Genomic DNA, 20,598 nt, shown 5'->3' with positions numbered 1-20,598 from the left:
CGCCGTCCTTCAGGCGCCGTGCGGTGTCGCGTCCTGCAAAGCCTTGGGCCCGCCCGCCGCGACCTTGTCGGTCAGGCGGGCCAGGGGGCCGATCACGACCAGGGCCGCGAGGATCAGCAGGATTTCCAGGTAGTAGACCGAGCCATAGCCGGTCGCGTGGCTGTCCAGGGCCGGCCCCAGGGCGCCCCGCTCGGCCAGGTTCGAGATGCCATCGCGGATCACCCCGGCCAGGCCGATGCCGACGCCGGCGGCCGTCGCCTGGACGGCGCCCCAGGCGCCCAGGGCAAGGCCGGTGCGGGCCTGCGGCTCCAGGTTCATCGCGGCGCTGAGGGTGCCGACGGAGACGAGCCCGGAGCCGAAGCCGATCAGGATGGCGCCGACACGGAACAATCCGGGCGAGTCGAGGGGGGCGGCCAGCAGCACGGCGGTGAAGGCAGGCAGCCCCATGACCAAGCCATAGGCCGCCAGCCGGCACGGATCGAAGCCCTGGACCAGCACCCGCGCCGCGACGGCGAAGGCCGCCAGCGCCCCAGCCGCCATCAGGGCGGTCAGCATCGTCGTCTGGCCCACGCCCATGCCCAGGACCTCGCCGCCATAGGGTTCCAGCAGCGGGTCCTGCATGGCGAAGGCGACGGTGCCCAGGGCAACCGCCAGCAGGAAGCGGCGGCGGCCGGGCAGGGCGGTGAACAGCCGCCAGGTGGTGCGGAAATCAGGATCGTCGGCGGCGCGACCACGCGTGCGGCCGGGGTCGCGGGCCTCCTGCTTCCACAGGGCGACCAGGTTGACGGCCATGGTCAGCGCGGCTGCCCCCTGGACCACCTGGATCAGGCGCATGGGGCTGAAATCGGCCAGGAGCAGGGAGAAGGCAAAGCCGCTGACCACGACGCCGACCAGCAGCATGGTGAACATCAGGGCGACGACGCGGGGGCGCGCCTCCTCCGGCGCCAGGTCGGTCGCCAGGGCCAGGCCCGCCGTCTGCGTCGTCTGCATGCCGGCGCCGATCAGCAGGAAGGCGACCGCCGCCGCCACCTGGCCCACCGCCACGGGAGCGCCGCTGTCGCCCGAGAGGACCAGCAGGGCGAAGGGCATGATCGCCAGGCCGCCGAACTGCATCAGCGTGCCGAACCAGATATAGGGCACCCGGCGCCAGCCCAGGTAGGAGCGGTGGGTGTCCGACTTGAAGCCGATGAACGCGCGCAGCGGCGCGAACACCATGGGCAGCGCCACCATGACCGACACGAGCGCCGCCGGCACCGCCAGTTCCACGATCATCACGCGGTTCAGGGTGCCGATGGTCAGCGCCATCGCCATGCCAACCGTGACCTGGAACAGCGACAGGCGGAGCAGGCGCGACAGCGGCAGGTCGGCGCTGGCGGCATCGGCAAAGGGCAGGAAGCCCGGGCCGACGCGCGACCACAGCCGCCCCCCCAGCGACCGCCGCGACCCTGCCCCGCGCGGGCTCACGCGCGCACCAGTTCCAGGGCGTGCGACATGTAGAAGCCCGACGTGACGCGCTCCGTCCGGCCCAGGCGCCAGCCGGCCAGGGCCGGCTCGGCGGCGACGCGGGCGGCAAGGCCGTCCACTTTGACCGGCACGATCGCAGGCGCCCGGTTGCCGCGCGGAAAGACGCGGCCCAGCCTGTGCATCAGCATCAGCGCGGGCGTGCTGGGCGCCACGGTGAACACGATGCTGTGGCGCACGCGCGGGGCGAGGCGGGCGAGTGCCGCGACGATGTCGGGCGTCTCGTAATGGATCAGCGAATCCATGGCGACGGCGTGGTCGACCGGCCCGATCGCGGGGTCGAGCATGTCGCCGCAGCGGAAGTCGACGGCGCCGGCGATGGTGGCGGGCAGCCGCTGGCGGGCGATGCCGACCAGACCGTCGGCAATGTCCACGGCAACGACGCGGGCGCCGCGCCGTGCCGCGGCCAGCGACAGGGCCCCCGTGCCGCAGCCGGCGTCCAGCAGGCGGCGGCCGGCCATGTCCAGCGGCAGCCAGGACAGCAGGATGTCGCGCATCCGGTCGCGGCCCGCGCGGACCGTTGCCCGGATGCCGCTGACCGGCGCGTCGGATGTCAGCTGGGCCCAGGCATCACGCGCGGTGCGATCGAAATAGATCTCGAGCCGGCCGCGCCGCTCGTCGAAGGTGGGCGTCGCCATCAGTCGAACCCCAGGAAGTCGAAGATGTCGCGATCCTTCATCGGCATCGCGTCGTAGCGCGTCTCGCCCGCGTAGAGCGTCGCCGCCAGGCGCAGGTACTCGTCCAGGACCTTGTCCAGTTCGGGCGACTGTTCCATCTCGAACAGCGTCGACTTCTTCAGCCGGGACTTGCGGATGATGTCGAGCGAGGGGAAGTGGGCGACGCGGCCGATGCCGATCGCGTCGTTGAAGCGGTCGATCTCGTCCGTCTGCTCGCTGCGATTGGCGATGACGCCGCCCAGGCGCACGTCATAGGTCTTGGACTTGGCGCGGATGGCCGCCACGATCCGGTTCATCGCGAAGATCGAGTCGAAGTCGTTGGCGGTCACGATCAGCGCCCGCTCGGCATGCTGCAGGGGCGCGGCGAAGCCGCCGCAGACGACATCGCCCAGGACGTCGAAGATGACGACGTCGGTGTCCTCCAGCAGGTGGTGCTCCTTGAGCAGCTTCACCGTCTGGCCCACGACATAGCCGCCGCAGCCGGTACCGGCCGGGGGGCCGCCCGCCTCGACGCACATGACGCCGTTATAGCCCTCGACCACATAGTCCTCGGGCCGCAGTTCCTCGCTGTGGAAGTCGGCCTGTTCCAGGACGTCGATCACCGTCGGGATCAGCCGCTTGGTCAGCGTGAAGGTCGAATCGTGCTTGGGATCGCAGCCGATCTGCAGCACCCGCTTGCCCAGCTTGGAGAACGCGGCCGAGAGGTTGGACGAGGTCGTCGACTTGCCGATGCCGCCCTTGCCATAGATGGCGAAGACCTTGGCGCCGTCGATCTTCACGCGCGGATCCTGGTGGACCTGCACGCTGCCTTCTCCATCGGGTTTGCCGATGAAGTTGGGGATCGGCCGGCACAGGGGCAGGTTCATGGTGATCTCCTCGTCATTCCGCCGCCACCAGCACGCCTTCCAGCCTGTCCTCGATCTCGTCGCCAGCCAGACGCAGGGCGTCGAGCGTGGCGGCGTCGGGGGACCAGAAGTTGCGCTCGTGCGCCTCGATCAGCCGGTTGGCCATGCGGGCCGAGGCCTTTGGGTTCAGGTCCATGAGCCGGGCACGCATGTCCGGGTCCAGGACGAAGGTTTCGCTGATGCGCTGGTAGACCCACGGCGCCACCTGGTCGGTCGTGGCCGACCAGGCGAAGGTGTTGGTCACCTGGGCCTCGATCTGGCGCACGCCCTCGTAGCCGTGGCGCAGCAGGCCGTCGTACCAGCGCGGGTTCAGCATCCGCGTGCGGGTTTCCAGCGTCACCTGCTCGGCCAGGCTGCGGACCTTGGCCGTGCCTTGGGTCTGGTCGCCGACATAGACGGCGATCTCTGCCCCGCGGGCGCGCCGCGCCGCGCGGCTGATGCCGCCCAGCGTGTCGACATAGTGGTCGATCGCGGTGACGCCCAGTTCGAGCGATTCGATGTTCTGATAGGCGAGGTCGACGGTACGCAGCGCCTGGCCCAGCAGGATGGGCTGCCGCGTGGCGCTGCCGCTGCGGCCATAGGCGAAGCACTTGCGCGCCTGGTAGGTGTCGGCCAGTTCGTCCCCGTCGGTCCAGCAGCCGGCGTCGATCATGTGGTTGACGTTGGCGCCGTAGGCCCCTTCGGCGTTCGAGAAGACGCGCAGGGCCGCCTCCTCCAGGTCGCAGCCCAGTTCGGCCTGGGCCGCCAGGGCGTGCTTGCGCACGAAGTTGCGCTCCGGCGGCTCGTCGGCGCTGGCGGCCAGCCAGGCGGCCTCGGCCAGCATGCGCGTCTGGAGCGGCAGCAGGTCGCGGAAGATGCCGGACAGGGTCACCAGCACGTCGATGCGCGGCCGGCCCAGCTGCTCCAGCGGCAGCAGTTCGGCGCCGCACAGGCGGCCATAGGCGTCGAAGCGGGCACGGGCGCCCAGCAGCGCCAGGACCTGGCCGATCGGCTCGCCCTCGCCCTTCAGGTTGTCGGAGCCCCACAGGACGAAGGCGATCGTCTCCGGCGCCGGGCTGCCGGCTTCCGCATGGCGCTGCAGCAGGCGACGCACCTGGGCCGCACCGTCGCGCATCGCCGCGGCGCTGGGCAGGCGGAACGGGTCGAAACCGTGCAGGTTGCGGCCGGTCGGCAGGATCTCGGGCGTGCGCAGCAGGTCGCCGCTGGGCGCCGGCGCCACGAAGCGGCCGTCGAGCGCGGTCAGGAGCCCATCGAGCTCGCCAGACCCCGCAAGGTGCCCATTGGCACGGGCCAGGTCGTCCAGCAGGCGGCGCAGGTCGGGCGTGGCGGGCGTGTCCCACAGGCGCAGCGCCCGCTCCGCCGGCACGCCGGCCGCCAGGGCGTCCAGGACGGCGGCGGGCGGCACCGCTCCGCCCTGGGCCCCGGCGATGTGGGCCAGCTGGGCGGCGCGCGCGGCGGCGTCGGGGGCAGCGCCCACGACATGCAGGCCATCGGGGATCAAGGCCTGTTCATACTCGTAGAGGCGCGCGGCTAGACCCGCGATGCCCCGATCGTCCAGCGCCAGGTCCAGCGCCGCGGCCTGGTCGACGATCGTCGCCTCCAGCTCCGGATCGGGCGCGGTGCGGGCCCGCCAGCGCTCGACCGCGTGCTTCAGGTCGAGCAGGCCCTTGTAGAGCCCCGCCTCGCGCATCGAGGGGGTGAGGTAGCTGACCAGCGTGGCGGCGGACCGGCGCTTGGCCAGCGTGCCCTCCGACGGGTTGTTGGCGGCGTAGAGATAGACGTTCGGCAGGTCGCCGATCAGCCGCTCCGGCCAGCATGTGCTCCCCAGTCCCACCTGCTTGCCCGGCATGAACTCCAGCGCGCCGTGGGTCCCGAAATGGAGCACGGCGTGGGCGGCGAAATCCTCCCGCAGCCAGCGATAGAAGGCGCTGAAGGCGTGGGTTGGCGCGAAGCTGCCGTCGAACAGCAGGCGCATCGGGTCGCCCTCGATCCCGAAGCCCGGCTGCAGCCCGACAAAGACCTGGCCGAACTGGGCGCCCTGGATGTAGAGCGCGCGGCCATTGGTCAGGTGCCGGCCGGGCGCCGGGCCCCATTGCTGCTCCAGCGCATCCAGATGCGGCTCGCGCCGCACATGGTCGTCGACCGGCACCAGGGCATGGACATTGGCATCGGTGCCGTGGCGCTCGCGATTGCCATCCAGCAGGCGGGCGCGCAGGGCATCGACATCGCGCGGCAGGTCGACGGCATAGCCCGCCCGCCGCATCGCCGACAGCGTGTTGAACAGCGATTCGAAGACAGCCAGGTGGGCGGCCGTCCCGGTGGCGCCGGCATTGGGCGGGAAATTGAACAGGACGATGGCGATGCGCCGCTCCGCCCGGGCCGTTCGGCGCAGCGCCACCAGGCGCGTGACGCGCGCAGCCAGCGCCGCCGCGCGCTCCGGCTCCGGTTGCATACGCTGCGGCCCGTCCGAGGCGGCGGAACGGCCACCATAGACCAGCGGCGCAATGGCACCGTCCAGTTCCGGGATCGCCACCATCATCGTGGCCTCGACCGGGGTCAGGCCATGGCGCGACTCGCGCCAGCCCTCCAGGGTCTGGAACTCCACCGGCATGGCGGCGATGTAGGGGACGTCCAGGCGGCCCAGGATCTGCCCGGCCGCCGTCTGGTCGTTGTAGGCGGGCCCGCCGACCAGCGAGAAGCCGGTGAGGGACACCAGGGCGTCGATGCGGGGGCGTCCGCCCTCCTCGAAATAGGCCTCGATCGCCGGCCGCGAATCGAGGCCGGTGGCGAACGCGACCAGCACGCGCAGGCCGCGCGCCTCCAGCGCCGCGATGACCCCGTCATAGTGCGCCGTGTCGCCCGCCAGGACGTAGGAGCGCAGGATCAGCACGCCGACGGTGCCGGCAGCGCCCGCAGGTGCTGGCGGCAGGTCGTCCAGCCGCTCGGTCATGCGGTTGGGAAGGCGCGGGTGATAGAGGCCGACGTCCGGATAGTCGATCGGCGCCGGCGGGTTCAACGTGCCGCGCAAGGCCCGGCGCGGCCCGTCGGCGTACTGGTTCAGCAGGAAGCGGACCAGGCTTTCGATATTGGCGTCGGAGCCGGCCAGCCAGTACTGCATGGTCAGGAAGAAGGCGCGCAGGTCCTGCGCCTTGCCCGGGATCAGGCGCAGGATGCGGGGCAGGCGGCGCAGCATCGCCATCTGGCCGGCGCCGGAGGCGGGCTTGCCCTCCGTCCCCTTGCCGCGCAGGCGCTTCAGCAGCCGGGTCAGGCCGCTTTCGGGCGCGTCCATGCGCAAGGACCCCAGGCGCGTCAGCCGCGCCGCGTCGGGCGCCGACATGACCACGGCCATCGCATCGCAGGCCTCGCGCCGGGCCAGCAGAGCGGGCCGGATCGCGCGGACATGGTCGTCCAGGAACAGCATCGTGGCGATCACGACATGGGCCTGGGCGATGTCGGCCTTGGCCCGTTCCAGGGCTGCTGGATTGTGCTCCCATTCGGCGGCCGCATGCAGGGTCAGGACCAGGCCCGGCACCTGCTGCGCCAGGCGCCGGCCGACGCGGTCGACCGCATGCGCCAGGTGCATGTCCAGCGTGACGATGACGACACGGACCGGGACCGCGGCCGAGAGGACCGCGGCCGGCGAACCCGGGAGCGACGCGTCAGCGCCCGAAATGCGATTTCGCATCGTACAGCGTCCCGATGGTGACGATCGCCAGGCCCCGTTCGGCCGCGAAGCGTTCGGTATTCCGGCGCGCCTTGCCGCGGACGAAGAAGGGGATCTTCTTCAGCTCCTGCTCGGCTTCGCTGGCCCAGGTGAGCGCGGTGCCGGCGGCCGCCTCCACTGGCGCCGGGGCCGGCGGGCTGGCGTGCGCGGCCCCCAGGTGGGAAGGACCGGCCGCGTCGCTGAATTCGAAATCGCTGCGGAACATCGTCAGCAGATGCTCCTCCAGCCCCATCACCAGGGGATGGATCCAGGTGTCGAACAGGACGTTCGTCCCCTCGAACCCCATCTGGGGCGAGAAGCGGGCCGGCACGTCCTGGACGTGCATGGGCGCCGAGATGACGGCGCAGGCGACACCCAGCCGCTTGGCGATGTGCCGCTCCATCTGCGTGCCCAGGACCAGCTCGGGCTGCAGCGCGGCGATGCGGGCCTCCACCTCCAGGTAGTCGTCGGTGATCAGAGCCTCCACCCCCAGGCGCTCGGCACAGGCACGGACGTCGCGGGCGAACTCGCGGTTGTAGGCGCCCAGGCCAACGACCTTGAAGCCCATCTCCTCGTGCGCGACGCGGGCGGCGGCGATGGCGTGGGTGGCGTCGCCGAAGATGAAGACGCGCTTGCCCGTGAGGTAGGTGCTGTCGACCGACCGCGACCACCAGGGCATGCGCGAGGGCGGATCGGCCAGGACGGCGCCGGCGTCGACACCGGCCAGGGCGGCCACCTCCGCCACGAAGTCGCGCGTGGCGCCAAAGCCGATCGGCACCGTGCGGGTCATTGCCTGGCCGAAGGTCTTCTCCAGCCAGCGCGCGGCCGATTCGCCCGTTTCCGGGTAGAGCACCACGTTGAAGTCGGCCTCCCCGATCCCGGCAATGTCGGCGGGGGAGGCGCCGAGCGGCGCGCACAGCGCCACGTCGATGCCCATCTGGCCCAGCAGGCGCGTCACCTCCACGACGTCGTCGCGGTGGTGGAAGCCGAGCGCGGTGGCGCCCAGCAGGTTGCAGCGCGGACGCCGTCCGGCGCGGGGCGGGGCCCGGCGGGTCGGGTCGGCCAGGCGGCGCACGATCTGGTAGAAGGTCTCGCCGGCGCCCCAGCTTTCCTTCTTGGAGTAGGAGGGCAGTTCCAGCGGCACCACCGGCACCGGCAGGGCCAGGGCATGGGCCAGGCCGCCCGGATCGTCCTGGATCAGCTCCGCCGTGCACGAGGCGCCGACCAGCAGGGCCTGGGGACGGAAGCGGGCGCAGGCCTCAAGGGCGGCGGTGCGGAACAGTTCCGCGGTATCGCCGCCCAGGTCGCGGGCCTGGAACGTGGTGTAGGTCACCGGCGGGCGGGCGCCCTGCCGGTCGATCATGGTGAAGAGCAGGTCGGCATAGGTGTCGCCCTGGGGCGCGTGCAGGACGTAGTGGACATCCCGCATCGCCGCCGCGACGCGCATGGCGCCGACATGGGGCGGGCCCTCATAGGTCCAGACGCTGAGCTTCATGAGGCAAACCTCAGCGCCGCGCGGCGCGCCAGGGGCCGGGCGAAAAGCTCCGCCAGGTCGCCCGCCTGATCGAAGCCGTGAATGGGAGAGAAGACGAGCTCGATCGACCACTTGGTGGCCAGGCCCTCCGCCTCCAGCGGGTTGGCCAGGCCCAGGCCGCAGACGACCAGGTCGGGCCGCGCGTCGCGGCAGCGGTCGAGCTGGCGCTCCACGTCCTGGCCCTCGCTCAGGATCGCGTCGTCGGGCAGCAGCGCGAGTTCCGGCGCCATGATCGGGCCGTGCAGGAAGGGGGTGCCCACCTCCACCGGGATCATGCCGAGCTCCCGCGCCAGGAAGCGGGCCAGCGGGATCTCAAGCTGCGAATCGGGGAAGAAGAAGATGCGGCGCCCGGCCAGTGCCGCGCGGTGGCGGGCGACGGCGCGTTGTCCACGCTCGCGCCCCGGTCCGACGGCCCGGTCGAAGACCGCGGGCGCGACGCCGAATGCGTCGGCCGCCGCCTTCAGCCAGGCCGTCGTCCCCTCGACCCCCAGCGGGAAGGGAGCCGGAAGGTGGCGGGCACCGCGCCGTTCCAGCGCCCGCGCGGTGTCGGACAGGAAGGGCTGGGCCAGCAGGAACAGCGTCTCGGGGCCGATCGCCGGCATGGCCTCGCCCCGCACGCCGGGCAGGACGTCGACCCGGGCGATGCCAAGCTCCGCCAGGATGCGGCGGAACTGGTCCTCCACGATGTCGGGCAGGGCACCGACCAGAAGCAGCGTGCGGCCGGGGCTGGCCTGCGGCAGTTCGGGGACCAGTGCCGCCAGGCAGGCGTCCTCTCCTTGGGTGAAGGTCGTCTCGATGCCGCTACCGGAATAGTGCAGGACGCGGACCGCCGCCCGGTCGGGCGTGGCGCGGTGGCGGGCGGACAGGCGCTGCGCCGCCTTGCCCAGGTCGAGCTTGATCACCTCGGACGGGCAGGAGCCGACCAGGAAGAGCAGGCGGATGTCCGGCCGGCGTTCCAGCAGGCGGGTGACGACGCGGTCCAGCTCCTCGTTCGTGTCGGCCAGGCCCGCCAGGTCGCGCTCCTCCATGATGGCGGTGGCGAAGCGCGGCTCGGCAAAGATCATGACGCCGGCGGCGGACTGCAGCAGGTGGGCGCAGGTGCGGGAGCCGACGACCAGGAAGAAGGCGTCCTGGATCTTGCGGTGCAGCCAGACGATGCCGGTCAGGCCGCAGAAGACCTCGCGCTGGCCCCGTTCGCGCAGCACGACGCGGGGCGGGGGGGCGGCGCAGCCGGCCGCCGGGACCGCGTCGCCAGCGTCGATGCCGAGGGCGTCCATGGTCAGACCGCGCCCGTAAGGGCGGTGCGCTGGCGCGCCGATTCCTGCAACCGCGCGGCGCGCAGCTTCAGCAGGAACTGGCCGGCATTGACGACATAGGTGGCATAGGCCGCGAGTGCCAGGAGCATCAGCGGGGTGCCGCTGAGGTCGCCCGTCCAAAGGGCCACCAGGTAGAGCGTGTGCAGGCCGAGGACCAGCATGCTGAACACGTCTTCCCAGTAGAAGGCGGGTGCAAACAGGTAGCGGTCGAAGACCTTCTTTTCCCAGATCGAGCCGGTCACCATGATCGCGTAGAGCACCAGCGTCTTGACCACCACGGAGCCCGCGGCCAGGTCGTAGTCGCTGCCGGTCGAGAGGTAGTGCAGGACGAGGCCCAGGCTGACCAGGAAGACCACGAACTGGATCGGCGCCAGGAAGCCCTGGACCGCGGTCCAGGGGGTCTGGTCGCGGCGGCGGCGCTCCTCGGCCGTGTAAAGGGCGGGCGGGGCCGCATCCTCGGCGACGGGATCGAGCGGCGCGCGGGAGCCGGCCGAGGCGTGCCAGGGGCAGGGCGCCACCCGGTCGACCAGGGCATCAAGCAGGGAATAGGCCGGTCGGCCTGAACAGTCGCCGGCGCGGAGCGCTGCGCTGTGGCGGCGTCCGGCATACCTGCCGTGACCTGCCCCGTGTTCCATCAGGCTCACCATGGCGCCCCTCCCTGGACTGCCAGACGACACATGAACCCTAGCGCCGCGTCGGAGAGAGTGTCAAATATATTGGACGTCTAGGATGATTGACTGTCGGATTGGGCGACGCGATGCAGAAAGTCCGTCATGGCGGCTTTACGCCGCAGCGAACCACGTTTAGTCTGAACGGATCGGATCCCTTCGGATCCCACGACCGCCTCGGAACTGGACAGAAGAGGGCCGGCAGCCTCGATACCTACCCGTACCGACACTCCGGCACACCAGGACGGAACAGGCCGCAACGGCGTTCCGGTTTGCATGCGGTTAGCAGGACATGAGATCCTGCGCCCAGGGGGAAGGATGGGGGCTGTGTCAGCTTCACTTGACACATCGGGCTTGCGCCCCGATGTCACTGGCGGGGGCCTGGGGGGCATGCCGCCGATCGACGATCCATGCGGCGCCGGCCTGGATTGGCGCAACGGGGTCGAAGGCCTGCGCCGCTCCATCGCCCAGTCGGCCACGCCGACCGATGCCGTGCTGGCCAGCGTGATCGAACGCGACATCATCCCGCGCCTGATGCTGGCGCAGGAGGCCGCGCCCCGGCGGGAGGCGCGCGCGCGCGGCGCGCTGGACATCCGTGACAGCACAGCCTTTGCGCGTTTCGTCCTGGCCAGCGACCCACCCACGATCATCGACCAGATCGAGCTGCTGCTGGAGAACGGCATCCGGCTTCAGCGGATCTATACCGACCTGCTGGCCCCGGTCGCGCGCAAGCTGGGCGAGCTTTGGGAACAGGATCGCTGCACGTTCGTCGAGGTGACGATCGGCCTGTCGCGCCTGCAACAGGTCCTGCACGAGGTGGCCCGGCGGGGTACCCGGACCCCACAGCGTCACAAGGTGCCGCGGATTTATCTTGTGCCGGTGCCCGGTGAACAGCATACGTTCGGGTTATCGATGGTCGAGGAGTTCTTCCTGCATGCCGGTTGGGAGACCGCCTGCGACCATGCGGCGTCTGCGGAGACCATTTTGCAGACAGTCTCGCGCAAGGCCCTTGATGTGATCGGCTTCACCATCGGGACGGACACCTTTTTCGAGCCCATGGTCCGGCTGGTCGAGTCGGTGCGCCCGATCGCCGAGCGCCGGGGCATCACCATCCTGGTCGGCGGCAAGTTCCTGCACGACCATCCCCACCTGGCCGGGCAGCTGCCCGGGACGACCCTGGTCCTCGACGGCGTCAGCGCCGTCGGCATTGCCGAGGAACTGATCGCGCGTTCACCCCGGGAGATCGGCTCACTCGCCGCCCCACAGACCGGTCCGTGAAGGTATTCATGATCACCAGCGAACGACAGGCCGAGCGCCCCCTGGTCCCCTTCAGGCTGCCCGAGGAGACCCTCGGCGCCTGGGATGCGGAGACCGCGGCGCGCGTCACGGCGGCCTCGAGCGATGTCGCGCTGGTGATCGATCGCGATGGCTTCGTGCTGGACGTCTCGGTCTCGACCGAAGGCCTGTCGCCAGAGGAGCTGGCTGGCCTGCTGAAGCGCCGCTGGATCGATACGGTGGCCCTGGACAGCCGACCGAAAGTGGCGGAAATGCTGGCCGATGGGCGCAGCGGGGTGACCGGTCGCTGGCGCGAGATCAACCAGTTGCTGGCCAACGGCGCGGTGCCGCTGCGCTGCACGGTCGTCGCCACCGGCAGCGAAGGCCGGGTGATCGCGCTGGGCCGCGACATGCGCCCGGTCGAGGCGCTGCAGCAGCACCTGCTGCACGCCCAGCAGGCGATGGAACGCGACTATGCCCGCCTGCGCCAGGCCGAGTCGCGCTATCGCGTCCTGTTCCAGATCGCATCCGAGGCGGTGCTGATCGTCGACCCGCTGGCCCGGCGAATCGTGGAGGCCAATCCCGCCGCGGGTGCCCTGCTGGGCGTGGCGCACGAATCGCTGGCCGGCAAGCCGCTGGCCCGCGTGCTGCAGGCTGAGTCCGGCGATGGCGGCCTGGGCGTCCTGCTCGACCGCTCGACCTCGACCCGCAGCGGCCCGGTCGCGGTGCGCCTGGCGGATGGGCGCGACGGCTTCGTCGCCGCCGCCTCGCTGTTCAACCAGGACGGCGTGGCCAATGTCCTGATCAGCCTGTCGGCCCAGAAGGTGCCGAGCGCGGCCGATTCGGGTGAAGCCCAGCGCCGCCTGCTGCGCGTGCTCAACCGGGTGCCGGACGCCTTCGTGGTGACGGATGATTCGTTCGCCATCCTCGATGCCAACCTGGCCTTCCTGGAACTGACCCAGTTGCCCAGCGCGGACGCGGCGCGCGGCCAGTCGCTGGGGCGCTTCCTGGGCAAGACGGCCAGCGACATGCGGCTGATGGCCGACCTGCTGCGCGAGCACGGCTCGATCCGCAACCTGGGGACGTTGGCGCGCACGCAGTATGGCGACCAGGAGGAGGTGGAGCTGTCCGCCGTCTCGGCCCGCGACGGGCTGGAGGCGACGCACGGCTTCGTCATTCGTCGGGTGCGGCGCATGACGCTGGCGCCGGCGACCGCGACGCGCGAACTGCCGCGCACGGCAGAGCAGCTGACCCAGCTGGTGGGCCGCGTGTCGCTGCGCGAGATCGTGGCCGAGACGACCGACGTGATCGAGCGCATGTGCATCGAGGCCGCGCTGCACCGCAGCGGCAATAACCGCGTGTCGGCGGCGGAGATCCTGGGCCTGTCGCGTCAGAGCCTGTATTCGAAGCTGAACCGCTATGGCATCGCGAATTCCAGCGGGGATCGCGGCGACGACTGAGCGCCGGAGACGTCTTCTGCGAAGTGGGCGTCCAGTTTGATTGACAGGCCTGAAGTGTCAATTCAGACTTACACACATGATATCGGCCCCCATCCAGCCATCCTTGCGCGCGTGGCCTGCACCGGCCGCCGTCCTGGAACTGCTGAAGCCCCTGACCTGGTTCGCCCCGATGTGGGCGTACATGTGCGGCGTCGTCTCGTCCGGCGTGCCGCTGGCCGACCGTGGCTTTGCCCTGGCGGCGGGCGTGGTCCTGGCGGGGCCGGCGCTGTGCGCCACCAGCCAGGCGGTCAACGACTGGTTCGACCGCCATGTCGACGCGATCAACGAACCGGGGCGGCCCATCCCGTCGGGCCGCGTGCCGGGCCGCTGGGGCCTGGGGATCGCCTGTGTCTGGACGGTCCTGTCAGCTGCCTTTGCCGCGACGCTGGGCCCCTGGGTCCTGGGCGCCGCCCTGGTCGGGCTGGCACTGGCCTGGGCCTATAGTGCGCCGCCCGTCCGCCTGAAGCAGTCCGGCTGGTGGGGGCCGGCTGCGGTGGCCCTGTCCTATGAAGGGCTGGCCTGGTTCGCCGGGGCCGCCGTCATGGCGAATGCCCTGCCGGACGGGCGCATCCTGGCCCTGATCGCGCTCTATAGCCTGGGCGCGCACGGCATCATGACGCTGAACGATTTCAAGGCGGTCGAAGGCGACCGGCAGATGGGCCTGCGCTCGCTGCCGGTCGTCCTGGGCGTGGCGGGGGCTGCCAAGGTTGCCTGCGCCGTCATGGCCGTGCCGCAGGTGGTGGTCGTCGGGCTGCTCTGGTCGTGGGGGCAGGACGTCTATGCCCTGGCGGTTGCCCTGCTGCTGCTGGTCCAGGTCGGGCTGATGGCCCGGCTGCTGGGCGAGCCCCGGCGCCTGGCCCCCTGGTACAACGCGACCGGGACCACGCTCTATGTCGTTGGCATGCTGGTCGCGGCCTTTGCCGTGCGGCCGCTTGTGGCGGGGGTCTAAGATGGCGGCGCAGGCAAGCGGCTTGGGGTGGCTGGGCATCGTGCGCCTGGGCCTGGTCCAGGCGGCGATCGGGGCGATGGCGGTGCTGACCACGTCGACCCTCAACCGGGTGATGGTCGTGGAACTGGCCCTGCCGGCCAGCGTGCCGGCGGCGCTTGTCGCCTGGCACTATGTCGTGCAGCTGTCCCGCCCACGCTGGGGGCACGCCGCCGACCGTGGCGCCGCGCGCGGGACCGAGCGGACATCGTGGATCATCCTGGGCCTGGGCATCCTGGCCCTGGGCGCCGTGATCGCCGCCAACGCGACCGTGATCATGGCCGAGTCGCCGCTCCTGGCCGGCGTGCTGGCGGTCCTGGCCTTCACCATGATCGGTGGCGGCGTCGCGGCGGCGGGGACGTCGCTGCTGGCGCTGCTGGCTTCGGCAGTGGCCGAGGAGCGACGCCCGGCCGCCGCGGCAATCACCTGGATCATGATGATTGCCGGCATCATCGTGACGGCCGGGGTGGCCGGCGCCGCGCTGGACCCGTATTCGCCGCAGCGCCTGGTCCTGGTCGCCTCGGGCGTCGCGGCTTGCGCCTTCATCCTGGCCGTGCTGGCGGTGCGCGGAGTCGAGGCCCGCCTGGAGCCCACGGCGGCCGCGCAGGGGCGGCCGGACCTGCCCTTTGGCCAGGCCCTGGCGCGGGTGTGGCAGGATCGCATGGCGCGCCGCTTCACCCTGTTCGTGCTGGTGTCGATGCTGGCCTACAGCGCGCAGGACCTGATCCTGGAGCCCTATGCCGGACTGGTCTTTGGTTATTCGCTGGGTGAATCGACCCAGCTGACCGGGCTTCAGCATGGCGGCGTTCTGGCGGGCATGATCGTGCTGGGCCTGGCGGGTACGCTGGTGCGGGGCGACCGGACCCGCCTGCTGCGGCGCTGCGTCGTGTTGGGCTGCCTGGGTTCGGCCGGCGCCATGGCGCTGCTGGCGGCGGCCGGCCTGCAGCCCGATGGGGTCCAGCTGGCGCCGCTGGTCGTGATCCTTGGCCTGGCCAATGGCGTCTTCGCCGTGTCGGCCATCGGCCTGATGATGGCCTTTGCCGGGGCGGACCGCAGCCAGGGGGCGGGCCTGCGCGTCGGCGTCTGGGGCGCCGCGCAGGCGATCGGCTTCGCCGTGGGCGGCTTTGCCGGGGCGGCCGGCCTGGACCTGGCCAGCCGTGTACTGGGCCAGGGTGGGTCGGCCTTCGCCGTGGTCTTTGGCTTGGAGGCGCTGGGCTTCCTGGCGGCGGCGCTGATCGCGCTGAGCCTGGGCCGCGAGCCGCGCCCGGCCCGCCTGTCCGCCGCGACGATGCAGGGGAGACTGACATGAGCATGCCGCCGACCTATGACGCCATCGTGGTCGGCGGCGGTCCCGCCGGCGCCACTGCGGCCGACGACCTGGCGCGGGCCGGGCATCGCGTCCTGCTCCTGGAGCGGGGCGGCCGGATCAAGCCCTGTGGCGGCGCCGTGCCGCCGCGCCTGCTGGACGATTTCCAGGTGCCGGACAGCCTGGTCGTCGCGCGTGCCCGCTCGGCCCGCATCGTGGCACCGTCGGGCAAGTCGGTGGACATGCCGATCGACGGGGGCTTTGTCGGCCTGGTCGACCGCGAGACCTTCGACGCCTGGCTGCGCGCCCGTGCCGTGCGGTCCGGCGCCGAACTGCGCACCGGCACCTTTGACCGGATCGAGCGCGACGCCGACGGCACGGCCCTTGTCGTCTTTCGCGAAGGCGCGGGCGAGGCCCGGGCCGAGGTGGCGCTGCGCGCGCGCTGCGTCATCGGCGCCGATGGCGCCAATTCCGCCGTCGCCCGCCAGGCCGTGCCCAAGGGCGGCCGGCCCCGCCACGTCTTCGCCTATCACGAGGTGATCCGGGCGCCGGAAGGCCGTGCCGAAGCCTATGACGGCAGCCGATGCGACATCTACTATCGCAAGGACCTGTCGCCCGACTTCTATGCCTGGGTGTTCCCGCATGGCGAGACGGCCAGCGTCGGCGTCGGCAGCGCGCAGAAGGGCTTCGCGCTGCGCAAGGCGGTGCGCGACCTGCGCGCCGAGAGCCTGCTGGAGGGCTGCACCCTGGTGCGTTCCGAGGGTGCGCCGATCCCCCTGAAGCCCCTGCGGCGCTGGGACAATGGCAGGGATGTCGTCCTGGCCGGGGACGCGGCGGGCGTGGTCGCGCCGGCCTCGGGCGAGGGGATCTACTACGCGATGCTGGGCGGGCGGCTGGCCGCGGATGCGGCGCATCTGCTGCTGAAGACAGGCAAGGTGCGCGCCCTGGCCACGGCGCGGCGGCGCTTCATGCGGGCGCACGGCCTGGTCTTCCTGATCCTGGGGATCATGCAGCGCGTATGGTATCGCAACGACACGCGGCGGGAGCGCTTCGTCGCGATGTGCGCCGACCCCGATGTGCAGCGCCTGACGTGGGAGGCGTACATGTCGAAGGAACTTGCACTGCTGCGGCCCATTGCACATGTCCGGATCTTCCTTGCCGATCTGGCACATCTGATGGGTCTTGCACGTATATGACGACAGCCGCCGCCGCCTATCCCCAGCGGCGCCGGGTCGAGATCATCGTCGCCGCCGCCGCCGCCATCGTGACGGCGGGGCTGGGCGGCCTCGCGACCGACATCGGCCCCTGGTACTACAGCCTCAAGGTTCCGGACTGGAAGCCGCCCGACTGGGCGTTCGGGCCGATCTGGACCACGATCTTCATCCTGGCCGCCATCGCCAGCGTGCTGGCATGGCGTGGCGCGCGCAGTGCTGGCGAGCGCAGTCGCGTCCTCGTCCTGTTCGGCGTCAACTACGCGCTGAACCTGCTGTGGAGCGTGCTGTTCTTCACGCTGAAGCGGCCGGACTGGGCGCTGGTCGAAGTCGCCTTCCTGTGGCTGTCGATCGTGGCCCTGGTGGTCGGGCTGTATCGCCTCTCGCGCCTGGCCAGCCTGCTGATCGTGCCCTATCTGGCCTGGGTCAGCCTGGCCTCGGTCCTGACCTGGTGGATCGTCCAGAATAACGGCCCCTTCGCCTGATGCTGGGGGATCTGGTCGACTCCGGTCATGTGGTCGACCTGATCCTTGCCGTGCTGGTGCTGGAAGTGCTGGCGCTGGGCCTGTGGCGGCGGCGCCTGATGGCGATGCTGGTCGCCGCCCTGCCGGGGGCCTGCCTGCTGCTGGCCCTGCGTTGCGCACTGACCGACGCGGGCTGGCCCTGGGTCGCGCTGTGGCTTGCGCTGTCGTTCCCGGCGCATCTGCTGGACCTGTGGCGCCGGCCCCCCTGAGCGGTCATCCATCGTCGGCGTGGAGGCGGCGGCGCAGGCGGCGGGAGAAGATGGCGACGACCGCCAGGACGGCCGGCACGCTTGCCGCGGTGACCAGGCCCGGGTCCAGGCCGGGCACCAGCTTGTCCAGTCCCTTGGCCAGGTAGCCGATCAGGCCGACGAGATAGTAGCTGATCGCCACCACCGACAGGCCTTCGACCGTCTGCTGAAGGCGCAGCTGCATGTCGGTGCGCCGGTTCATCGAGTCGAGCAGTTCCAGGTTCTGCCGCTCCAGCATCGTCTCGATCCGGGTGCGCAGCAGCGAACTGGCGGCGGAGGTGGCGCGTTCCAAGTCGTCCAGCCGCCGGGTGAAGGACAGGCAGGTGCGGACGGCCGGATCCAGGCGCCGCCTGGTGAAGTCGGCCAGCGTGGGAAACCCCTTGATCCGCCCGTCGCCCAGGTTGCGCAGGCGATCGGCCGCCAGTTCGGCATAGGCCTGGGTGGCACTCATGCGATAGCTGCTGCGGGCCTTGACGTGCGTCACCTCGGCCGAGAGCGCCGTCAGCTCGGCCAGCATCACCTGGTCCTCGGCGGCACCGGCGGCGATCTGGTCGGCCAGCACGCCCAGCCGGCCCTGCAGGGCCGACAGGTGCGGCGCCAGCGCCTGGGCATCGGGCAGGCCAAGCAAAGCCATGTTGCGGTAGTTGCCCAGTTCCTGGAGCTGCTGCACCAGGCGCGACAGGTCGCCCGGCGTCAGGCTGCGATTGTGGATCAGCAGTCGGCCCAGCCCATCCTCGTGGGTGCGGAAGGCGGACCAGATGCGGGCGCCACCCTCCGCCACGAGGCACGAGACCAGGTCAGCGGCAGGGAAGGTCGCGCGGATGGTCGCCGGGTCGGGTTCCGCCCCGTCGAGCACGACGACCTGCGTGGCGCGCAGGATGCGGCCCGGCACTTCAGCCAGCCAGTCCGGCGGCAGGCGCTGGGCAAGGCCGGTCGTGAAGTCGCACTCGGCCGGCTCGCTGCGGATGAAGGTGTAGCTGGCGAATTCCGTATGGCGTTCCCAGACGAAATGGATGCCGTCCAGCTCGGCGATGAAGTGCTTGCCGGGCGCGGCCGCCACGCCGAACCGCCGGCACAGCGCCTCGGCCGCGGCGCGGTCGGCGGCGAAGCCGTCCTCCCCCGACAGCATGACGAGCTGGAACAGCCGGGCGGGGGCTGAGAACGGGGGAAAGCGCCGCAGGTGCAGCTCTTCATTGAGCGTGCGGCGGAGCGGGTGATCCTCAAGCGGCAGGATCGCCGAAGCATGGGCCATGAAGGGGCTAGCCCGGCCAGGAGGCGACGAGGAGCACCAGCCCCGCCAGAGCCAGCGTGCCATGCACCACAAGCGCAAGGGAGCCGGCCTGTACCCGGCGCCAGCGCGCCAGGGGCAGCCACAGGCCGGTCACGACGGTGCCGCCCAGGAACAGGAAGGCGATGGTCGCCATCCCCCCAGGCCAGGCGCGCCCATCGAGCAAAGCGAGGAGGAGCAGGGTGAGCCCGGCCACGGCGGCGGCGCCGTGCAGGAGGCCCGGCAGCCAAATGGCCCCGCCGGGGCGGAGCCATTGGTAGAGGGCGAGGAGGGTGATCCCGCCCAAGGCCGCGCCGCCAAGCAGGAGGGCGCCCAGTCCTGGCATCGCCCTGGCCTGCCCGCGGCGCCTGGCCTGTCGCCTATTCCTCGTAGTGCTGGAGGAGATAGGCGATGACGTCGGCGCGATCCTGCGCCTTGGGCAGGCCGGGGAAGGCCATCTTGGTCCCGCGCACCATCTTCTGCGGGTTCTGCAGGTAGTCGAACATCACCTGCTGCGTCCAGACGATGCCGGACGACTTGTTGGCGTTGGAGTAGGTATAGCCCTCCACGGTGCCGGCGGTGCGGCCGAAGATGCCGTGCAGGGTGGGGCCGACCTTGTTCTTGCCGGCCTCGACCGTGTGGCAGGCCTGGCAGCGCTTGAAGATGATCTCGCCCTTGGCCGGGTCGCCGGTCAGGGCGGGGCCGCCGGCGTCCGACACTTCGAGCGTGACGGGCTCGGCCTGGGCTGCCACGGGCAGGCCGGCCATGGCCAGGGCTGCTGCTGCGATCAGGACCTTCGTCGCTTTCATCATCCGACCACTCCCTGAGAGGCACTTCTTGTTGGCATCGTAACCTTTGGCGGGCTGTGCAGCCGAAGGGTACTTTAGTCCGTGCCCTGGTTGCGCCAGTTTGACACGGTAATCACTCTGTACGCTGTGGCGGCTGCGCCGGATCACTCAAGGTGCCGAAACGTCCGGCACCCTGAGTGGGTTGCCTCATTCGGGCAAGGGCGGCGCGATATAGAGGTCGTTGGTGGCGTAGTGGTGCAGCACGGCCCAGTCGCGCCACTGGTCGACGACCGTGCCGGTGAGCAGGATGCCGATGCCGCCGGTCAGCGGGGTGAGGACCGCGAACCACCAGGCCCAGCGATGGATCGACTCCATCGAGGCGTTGAAGCCCATCGTCCAGCGCCAGAACAGGCCGGCCCGTTCCGACGCCGTGCCACGGTCCGAGATCTGGTCGAGCTCGCGGTCGCCGCCATAGCGCGTCACGGCCAGGATCGTCGCGCCGTGCATCGCGAAGAGCAGGGCCGAACCATAGAGGAAGGCGATCGAGAAGCAGTGGAACGGGTTGTAGAACAGGTTGCCGTGCAGCAGCGACAGGTTGTTGGTCCAGTCAAGGTGCGGGAAGATCCCGAACGGCACCGCCTCGCTCCAGCTGCCCATCATGATCGGGCGGAAGAAGCCCAGCACCAGGTAGAGCCAGATGGCCGCGGCGAAAGCCCAGGCGACATGGGTCCCAAGGCCCAGCTGCCGCGCCCGCCTGTAGGTGCGCAGCCACCAGAGCAGGATCGACGCCGTCAGGAAGAAGCCGGCCATCAGCCACCAGCCACCCTGTTCCAGCGGCGGCAGGATGCTGAGGCCGTATTCGGGCGGCGGCGGCTGCAGCGACAGCCAGGGCAGGTGGACGATGAACTTCACCGGGTCCCAGCCGACCGAGGCCCACATGTTGAGGCCGATGATCTCGATCGCGATGAAGCCGCAGAAGAGCGAGGCCATGCCCAGCCCGCCCAGGTAGACGGGGCCGATCTGGGCATTGCCGAACATGCCGATCAGGCGGGAGAAGAACGGCGTGCCGCTCCGGGTGAAGGTGCTGGACCGCATCGGCACGCCGTATTCCGGGGCCGAGCGGACCTGTACCTGGGTGAAGATGTTCTGGTAGCGAGCCATCACAGGGTCC

Annotated in this window: 18 protein-coding genes; 7 read left to right on the top strand and 11 right to left on the bottom strand. The window is 70.9% G+C overall.

Features of this window, described 5'->3' with window-relative positions; all coding sequences use genetic code 11:
• Positions 1-9: 9 nt before the first annotated feature.
• The 7 genes from ACI6GS_RS18685 to bchF are packed head-to-tail and all read right to left on the bottom strand — an operon-like array spanning position 10 to position 10,303.
• Positions 10-1,464: an MFS transporter gene (locus ACI6GS_RS18685; protein WP_439814975.1), complete on the bottom strand. Its 1,455-nt coding sequence runs from the start codon at positions 1,462-1,464 to the stop codon at positions 10-12.
• Positions 1,461-2,159, bottom strand: a complete 699-nt coding sequence (gene bchM, locus ACI6GS_RS18680) for a magnesium protoporphyrin IX methyltransferase (protein WP_439814974.1) — start codon at positions 2,157-2,159, stop codon at positions 1,461-1,463. The genes ACI6GS_RS18685 and bchM overlap by 4 nt, the downstream gene beginning before the upstream one ends.
• Positions 2,159-3,064 (bottom strand): ferredoxin:protochlorophyllide reductase (ATP-dependent) iron-sulfur ATP-binding protein, encoded by a 906-nt coding sequence (gene bchL, locus ACI6GS_RS18675; RefSeq protein WP_439814973.1) that lies wholly within the window; start codon positions 3,062-3,064, stop codon positions 2,159-2,161. Before bchL ends, bchM begins: the two co-directional genes overlap by 1 nt.
• Positions 3,065-3,077: 13 nt before the next feature.
• On the bottom strand, positions 3,078-6,788 hold the full coding sequence (locus ACI6GS_RS18670) for a magnesium chelatase subunit H (RefSeq protein ID WP_439814972.1): 3,711 nt from the start codon (positions 6,786-6,788) through the stop codon (positions 3,078-3,080).
• Positions 6,763-8,301, bottom strand: coding sequence for a ferredoxin:protochlorophyllide reductase (ATP-dependent) subunit B (bchB, locus tag ACI6GS_RS18665; RefSeq protein ID WP_439814971.1), 1,539 nt, complete (start codon positions 8,299-8,301; stop codon positions 6,763-6,765). Before bchB ends, ACI6GS_RS18670 begins: the two co-directional genes overlap by 26 nt.
• Complete coding sequence (locus ACI6GS_RS18660; protein ID WP_439814970.1) at positions 8,298-9,617, bottom strand: ferredoxin:protochlorophyllide reductase (ATP-dependent) subunit N; 1,320 nt, start codon at positions 9,615-9,617, stop codon at positions 8,298-8,300. Before ACI6GS_RS18660 ends, bchB begins: the two co-directional genes overlap by 4 nt.
• Positions 9,618-9,619: 2 nt before the next feature.
• Positions 9,620-10,303 carry a 2-vinyl bacteriochlorophyllide hydratase gene (bchF, locus tag ACI6GS_RS18655; protein WP_439814969.1) on the bottom strand — a complete coding sequence of 228 codons (684 nt, stop codon included), beginning with the start codon at positions 10,301-10,303 and terminating at the stop codon, positions 9,620-9,622.
• A 348-nt stretch (positions 10,304-10,651) separates the two neighbouring features.
• Here bchF and ACI6GS_RS18650 point away from each other — a divergent pair, with 348 nt between their 5' ends.
• From ACI6GS_RS18650 to ACI6GS_RS18620, 7 genes are all read left to right on the top strand, one after another.
• Positions 10,652-11,602 carry a cobalamin B12-binding domain-containing protein gene (locus ACI6GS_RS18650; protein WP_439814968.1) on the top strand — a complete coding sequence of 317 codons (951 nt, stop codon included), beginning with the start codon at positions 10,652-10,654 and terminating at the stop codon, positions 11,600-11,602.
• A gap of 8 nt (positions 11,603-11,610) precedes the next feature.
• Positions 11,611-13,059, top strand: a complete 1,449-nt coding sequence (gene ppsR / locus ACI6GS_RS18645) for a transcriptional regulator PpsR (protein WP_439814967.1) — start codon at positions 11,611-11,613, stop codon at positions 13,057-13,059.
• A 76-nt stretch (positions 13,060-13,135) separates the two neighbouring features.
• Positions 13,136-14,047: a chlorophyll synthase ChlG gene (gene chlG, locus ACI6GS_RS18640; RefSeq protein ID WP_439814966.1), complete on the top strand. Its 912-nt coding sequence runs from the start codon at positions 13,136-13,138 to the stop codon at positions 14,045-14,047.
• A 1-nt stretch (position 14,048) separates the two neighbouring features.
• On the top strand, positions 14,049-15,392 hold the full coding sequence (locus ACI6GS_RS18635; protein WP_439814965.1) for a BCD family MFS transporter: 1,344 nt from the start codon (positions 14,049-14,051) through the stop codon (positions 15,390-15,392).
• A complete protein-coding gene (locus tag ACI6GS_RS18630; protein ID WP_439814964.1) occupies positions 15,389-16,585 on the top strand; it encodes a geranylgeranyl diphosphate reductase in 1,197 nt (398 codons plus the stop codon). Before ACI6GS_RS18635 ends, ACI6GS_RS18630 begins: the two co-directional genes overlap by 4 nt.
• Positions 16,582-17,085 (top strand): TspO/MBR family protein, encoded by a 504-nt coding sequence (locus ACI6GS_RS18625; protein ID WP_439814963.1) that lies wholly within the window; start codon positions 16,582-16,584, stop codon positions 17,083-17,085. Before ACI6GS_RS18630 ends, ACI6GS_RS18625 begins: the two co-directional genes overlap by 4 nt.
• Positions 17,085-17,333: a hypothetical protein gene (locus tag ACI6GS_RS18620; RefSeq protein WP_439814962.1), complete on the top strand. Its 249-nt coding sequence runs from the start codon at positions 17,085-17,087 to the stop codon at positions 17,331-17,333. Before ACI6GS_RS18625 ends, ACI6GS_RS18620 begins: the two co-directional genes overlap by 1 nt.
• Positions 17,334-17,337: 4 nt before the next feature.
• Here the strand turns inward: ACI6GS_RS18620 and ACI6GS_RS18615 are convergent, their stop codons facing one another.
• The 4 genes from ACI6GS_RS18615 to pufM form a co-directional block, all read right to left on the bottom strand.
• A complete protein-coding gene (locus tag ACI6GS_RS18615; RefSeq protein ID WP_439814961.1) occupies positions 17,338-18,624 on the bottom strand; it encodes a DUF3422 family protein in 1,287 nt (428 codons plus the stop codon).
• 7 nt (positions 18,625-18,631) lie between these two features.
• The gene (locus tag ACI6GS_RS18610) at positions 18,632-18,985 is read right to left on the bottom strand and encodes a hypothetical protein (RefSeq protein ID WP_439814960.1); all 354 of its coding nucleotides are present in this window, start codon (positions 18,983-18,985) and stop codon (positions 18,632-18,634) included.
• A 34-nt stretch (positions 18,986-19,019) separates the two neighbouring features.
• Positions 19,020-19,451, bottom strand: coding sequence for a c-type cytochrome (locus ACI6GS_RS18605; RefSeq protein WP_439814959.1), 432 nt, complete (start codon positions 19,449-19,451; stop codon positions 19,020-19,022).
• Positions 19,452-19,634: 183 nt separating this feature from the next.
• Positions 19,635-20,588, bottom strand: a complete 954-nt coding sequence (pufM, locus tag ACI6GS_RS18600) for a photosynthetic reaction center subunit M (protein ID WP_439814958.1) — start codon at positions 20,586-20,588, stop codon at positions 19,635-19,637.
• Between the last annotated feature and the right edge of the window lie 10 nt (positions 20,589-20,598).

Origin of the sequence: Zavarzinia sp. CC-PAN008 (genome assembly GCF_051903925.1) — a bacterium.
In the GTDB taxonomy this organism is placed as follows: Bacteria; Pseudomonadota; Alphaproteobacteria; order Zavarziniales; family Zavarziniaceae.
Note: the sequence above shows the minus strand (reverse complement) of the source record. Positions and strands in the feature narration are given on the sequence as shown.

Bases quoted from the DNA above. Each gene is read 5' to 3' on its own strand.
- bchM (WP_439814974.1), bottom strand. From the start codon at position 2,159: ATGGCGACGCCCACCTTCGACGAGCGGCGCGGCCGGCTCGAGATCTAT.
- bchL (WP_439814973.1), bottom strand. From the start codon at position 3,064: ATGAACCTGCCCCTGTGCCGGCCGATCCCCAACTTCATCGGCAAACCC.
- ACI6GS_RS18670 (WP_439814972.1), bottom strand. From the start codon at position 6,788: ATGCGAAATCGCATTTCGGGCGCTGACGCGTCGCTCCCGGGTTCGCCG.
- bchB (WP_439814971.1), bottom strand. From the start codon at position 8,301: ATGAAGCTCAGCGTCTGGACCTATGAGGGCCCGCCCCATGTCGGCGCC.
- ACI6GS_RS18660 (WP_439814970.1), bottom strand. From the start codon at position 9,617: ATGGACGCCCTCGGCATCGACGCTGGCGACGCGGTCCCGGCGGCCGGC.
- bchF (WP_439814969.1), bottom strand. From the start codon at position 10,303: ATGGTGAGCCTGATGGAACACGGGGCAGGTCACGGCAGGTATGCCGGA.
- ppsR (WP_439814967.1), top strand. From the start codon at position 11,611: ATGATCACCAGCGAACGACAGGCCGAGCGCCCCCTGGTCCCCTTCAGG.
- chlG (WP_439814966.1), top strand. From the start codon at position 13,136: ATGATATCGGCCCCCATCCAGCCATCCTTGCGCGCGTGGCCTGCACCG.
- ACI6GS_RS18635 (WP_439814965.1), top strand. From the start codon at position 14,049: ATGGCGGCGCAGGCAAGCGGCTTGGGGTGGCTGGGCATCGTGCGCCTG.
- ACI6GS_RS18630 (WP_439814964.1), top strand. From the start codon at position 15,389: ATGAGCATGCCGCCGACCTATGACGCCATCGTGGTCGGCGGCGGTCCC.
- ACI6GS_RS18625 (WP_439814963.1), top strand. From the start codon at position 16,582: ATGACGACAGCCGCCGCCGCCTATCCCCAGCGGCGCCGGGTCGAGATC.
- ACI6GS_RS18620 (WP_439814962.1), top strand. From the start codon at position 17,085: ATGCTGGGGGATCTGGTCGACTCCGGTCATGTGGTCGACCTGATCCTT.
- ACI6GS_RS18615 (WP_439814961.1), bottom strand. From the start codon at position 18,624: ATGGCCCATGCTTCGGCGATCCTGCCGCTTGAGGATCACCCGCTCCGC.
- ACI6GS_RS18610 (WP_439814960.1), bottom strand. From the start codon at position 18,985: ATGCCAGGACTGGGCGCCCTCCTGCTTGGCGGCGCGGCCTTGGGCGGG.
- ACI6GS_RS18605 (WP_439814959.1), bottom strand. From the start codon at position 19,451: ATGATGAAAGCGACGAAGGTCCTGATCGCAGCAGCAGCCCTGGCCATG.
- pufM (WP_439814958.1), bottom strand. From the start codon at position 20,588: ATGGCTCGCTACCAGAACATCTTCACCCAGGTACAGGTCCGCTCGGCC.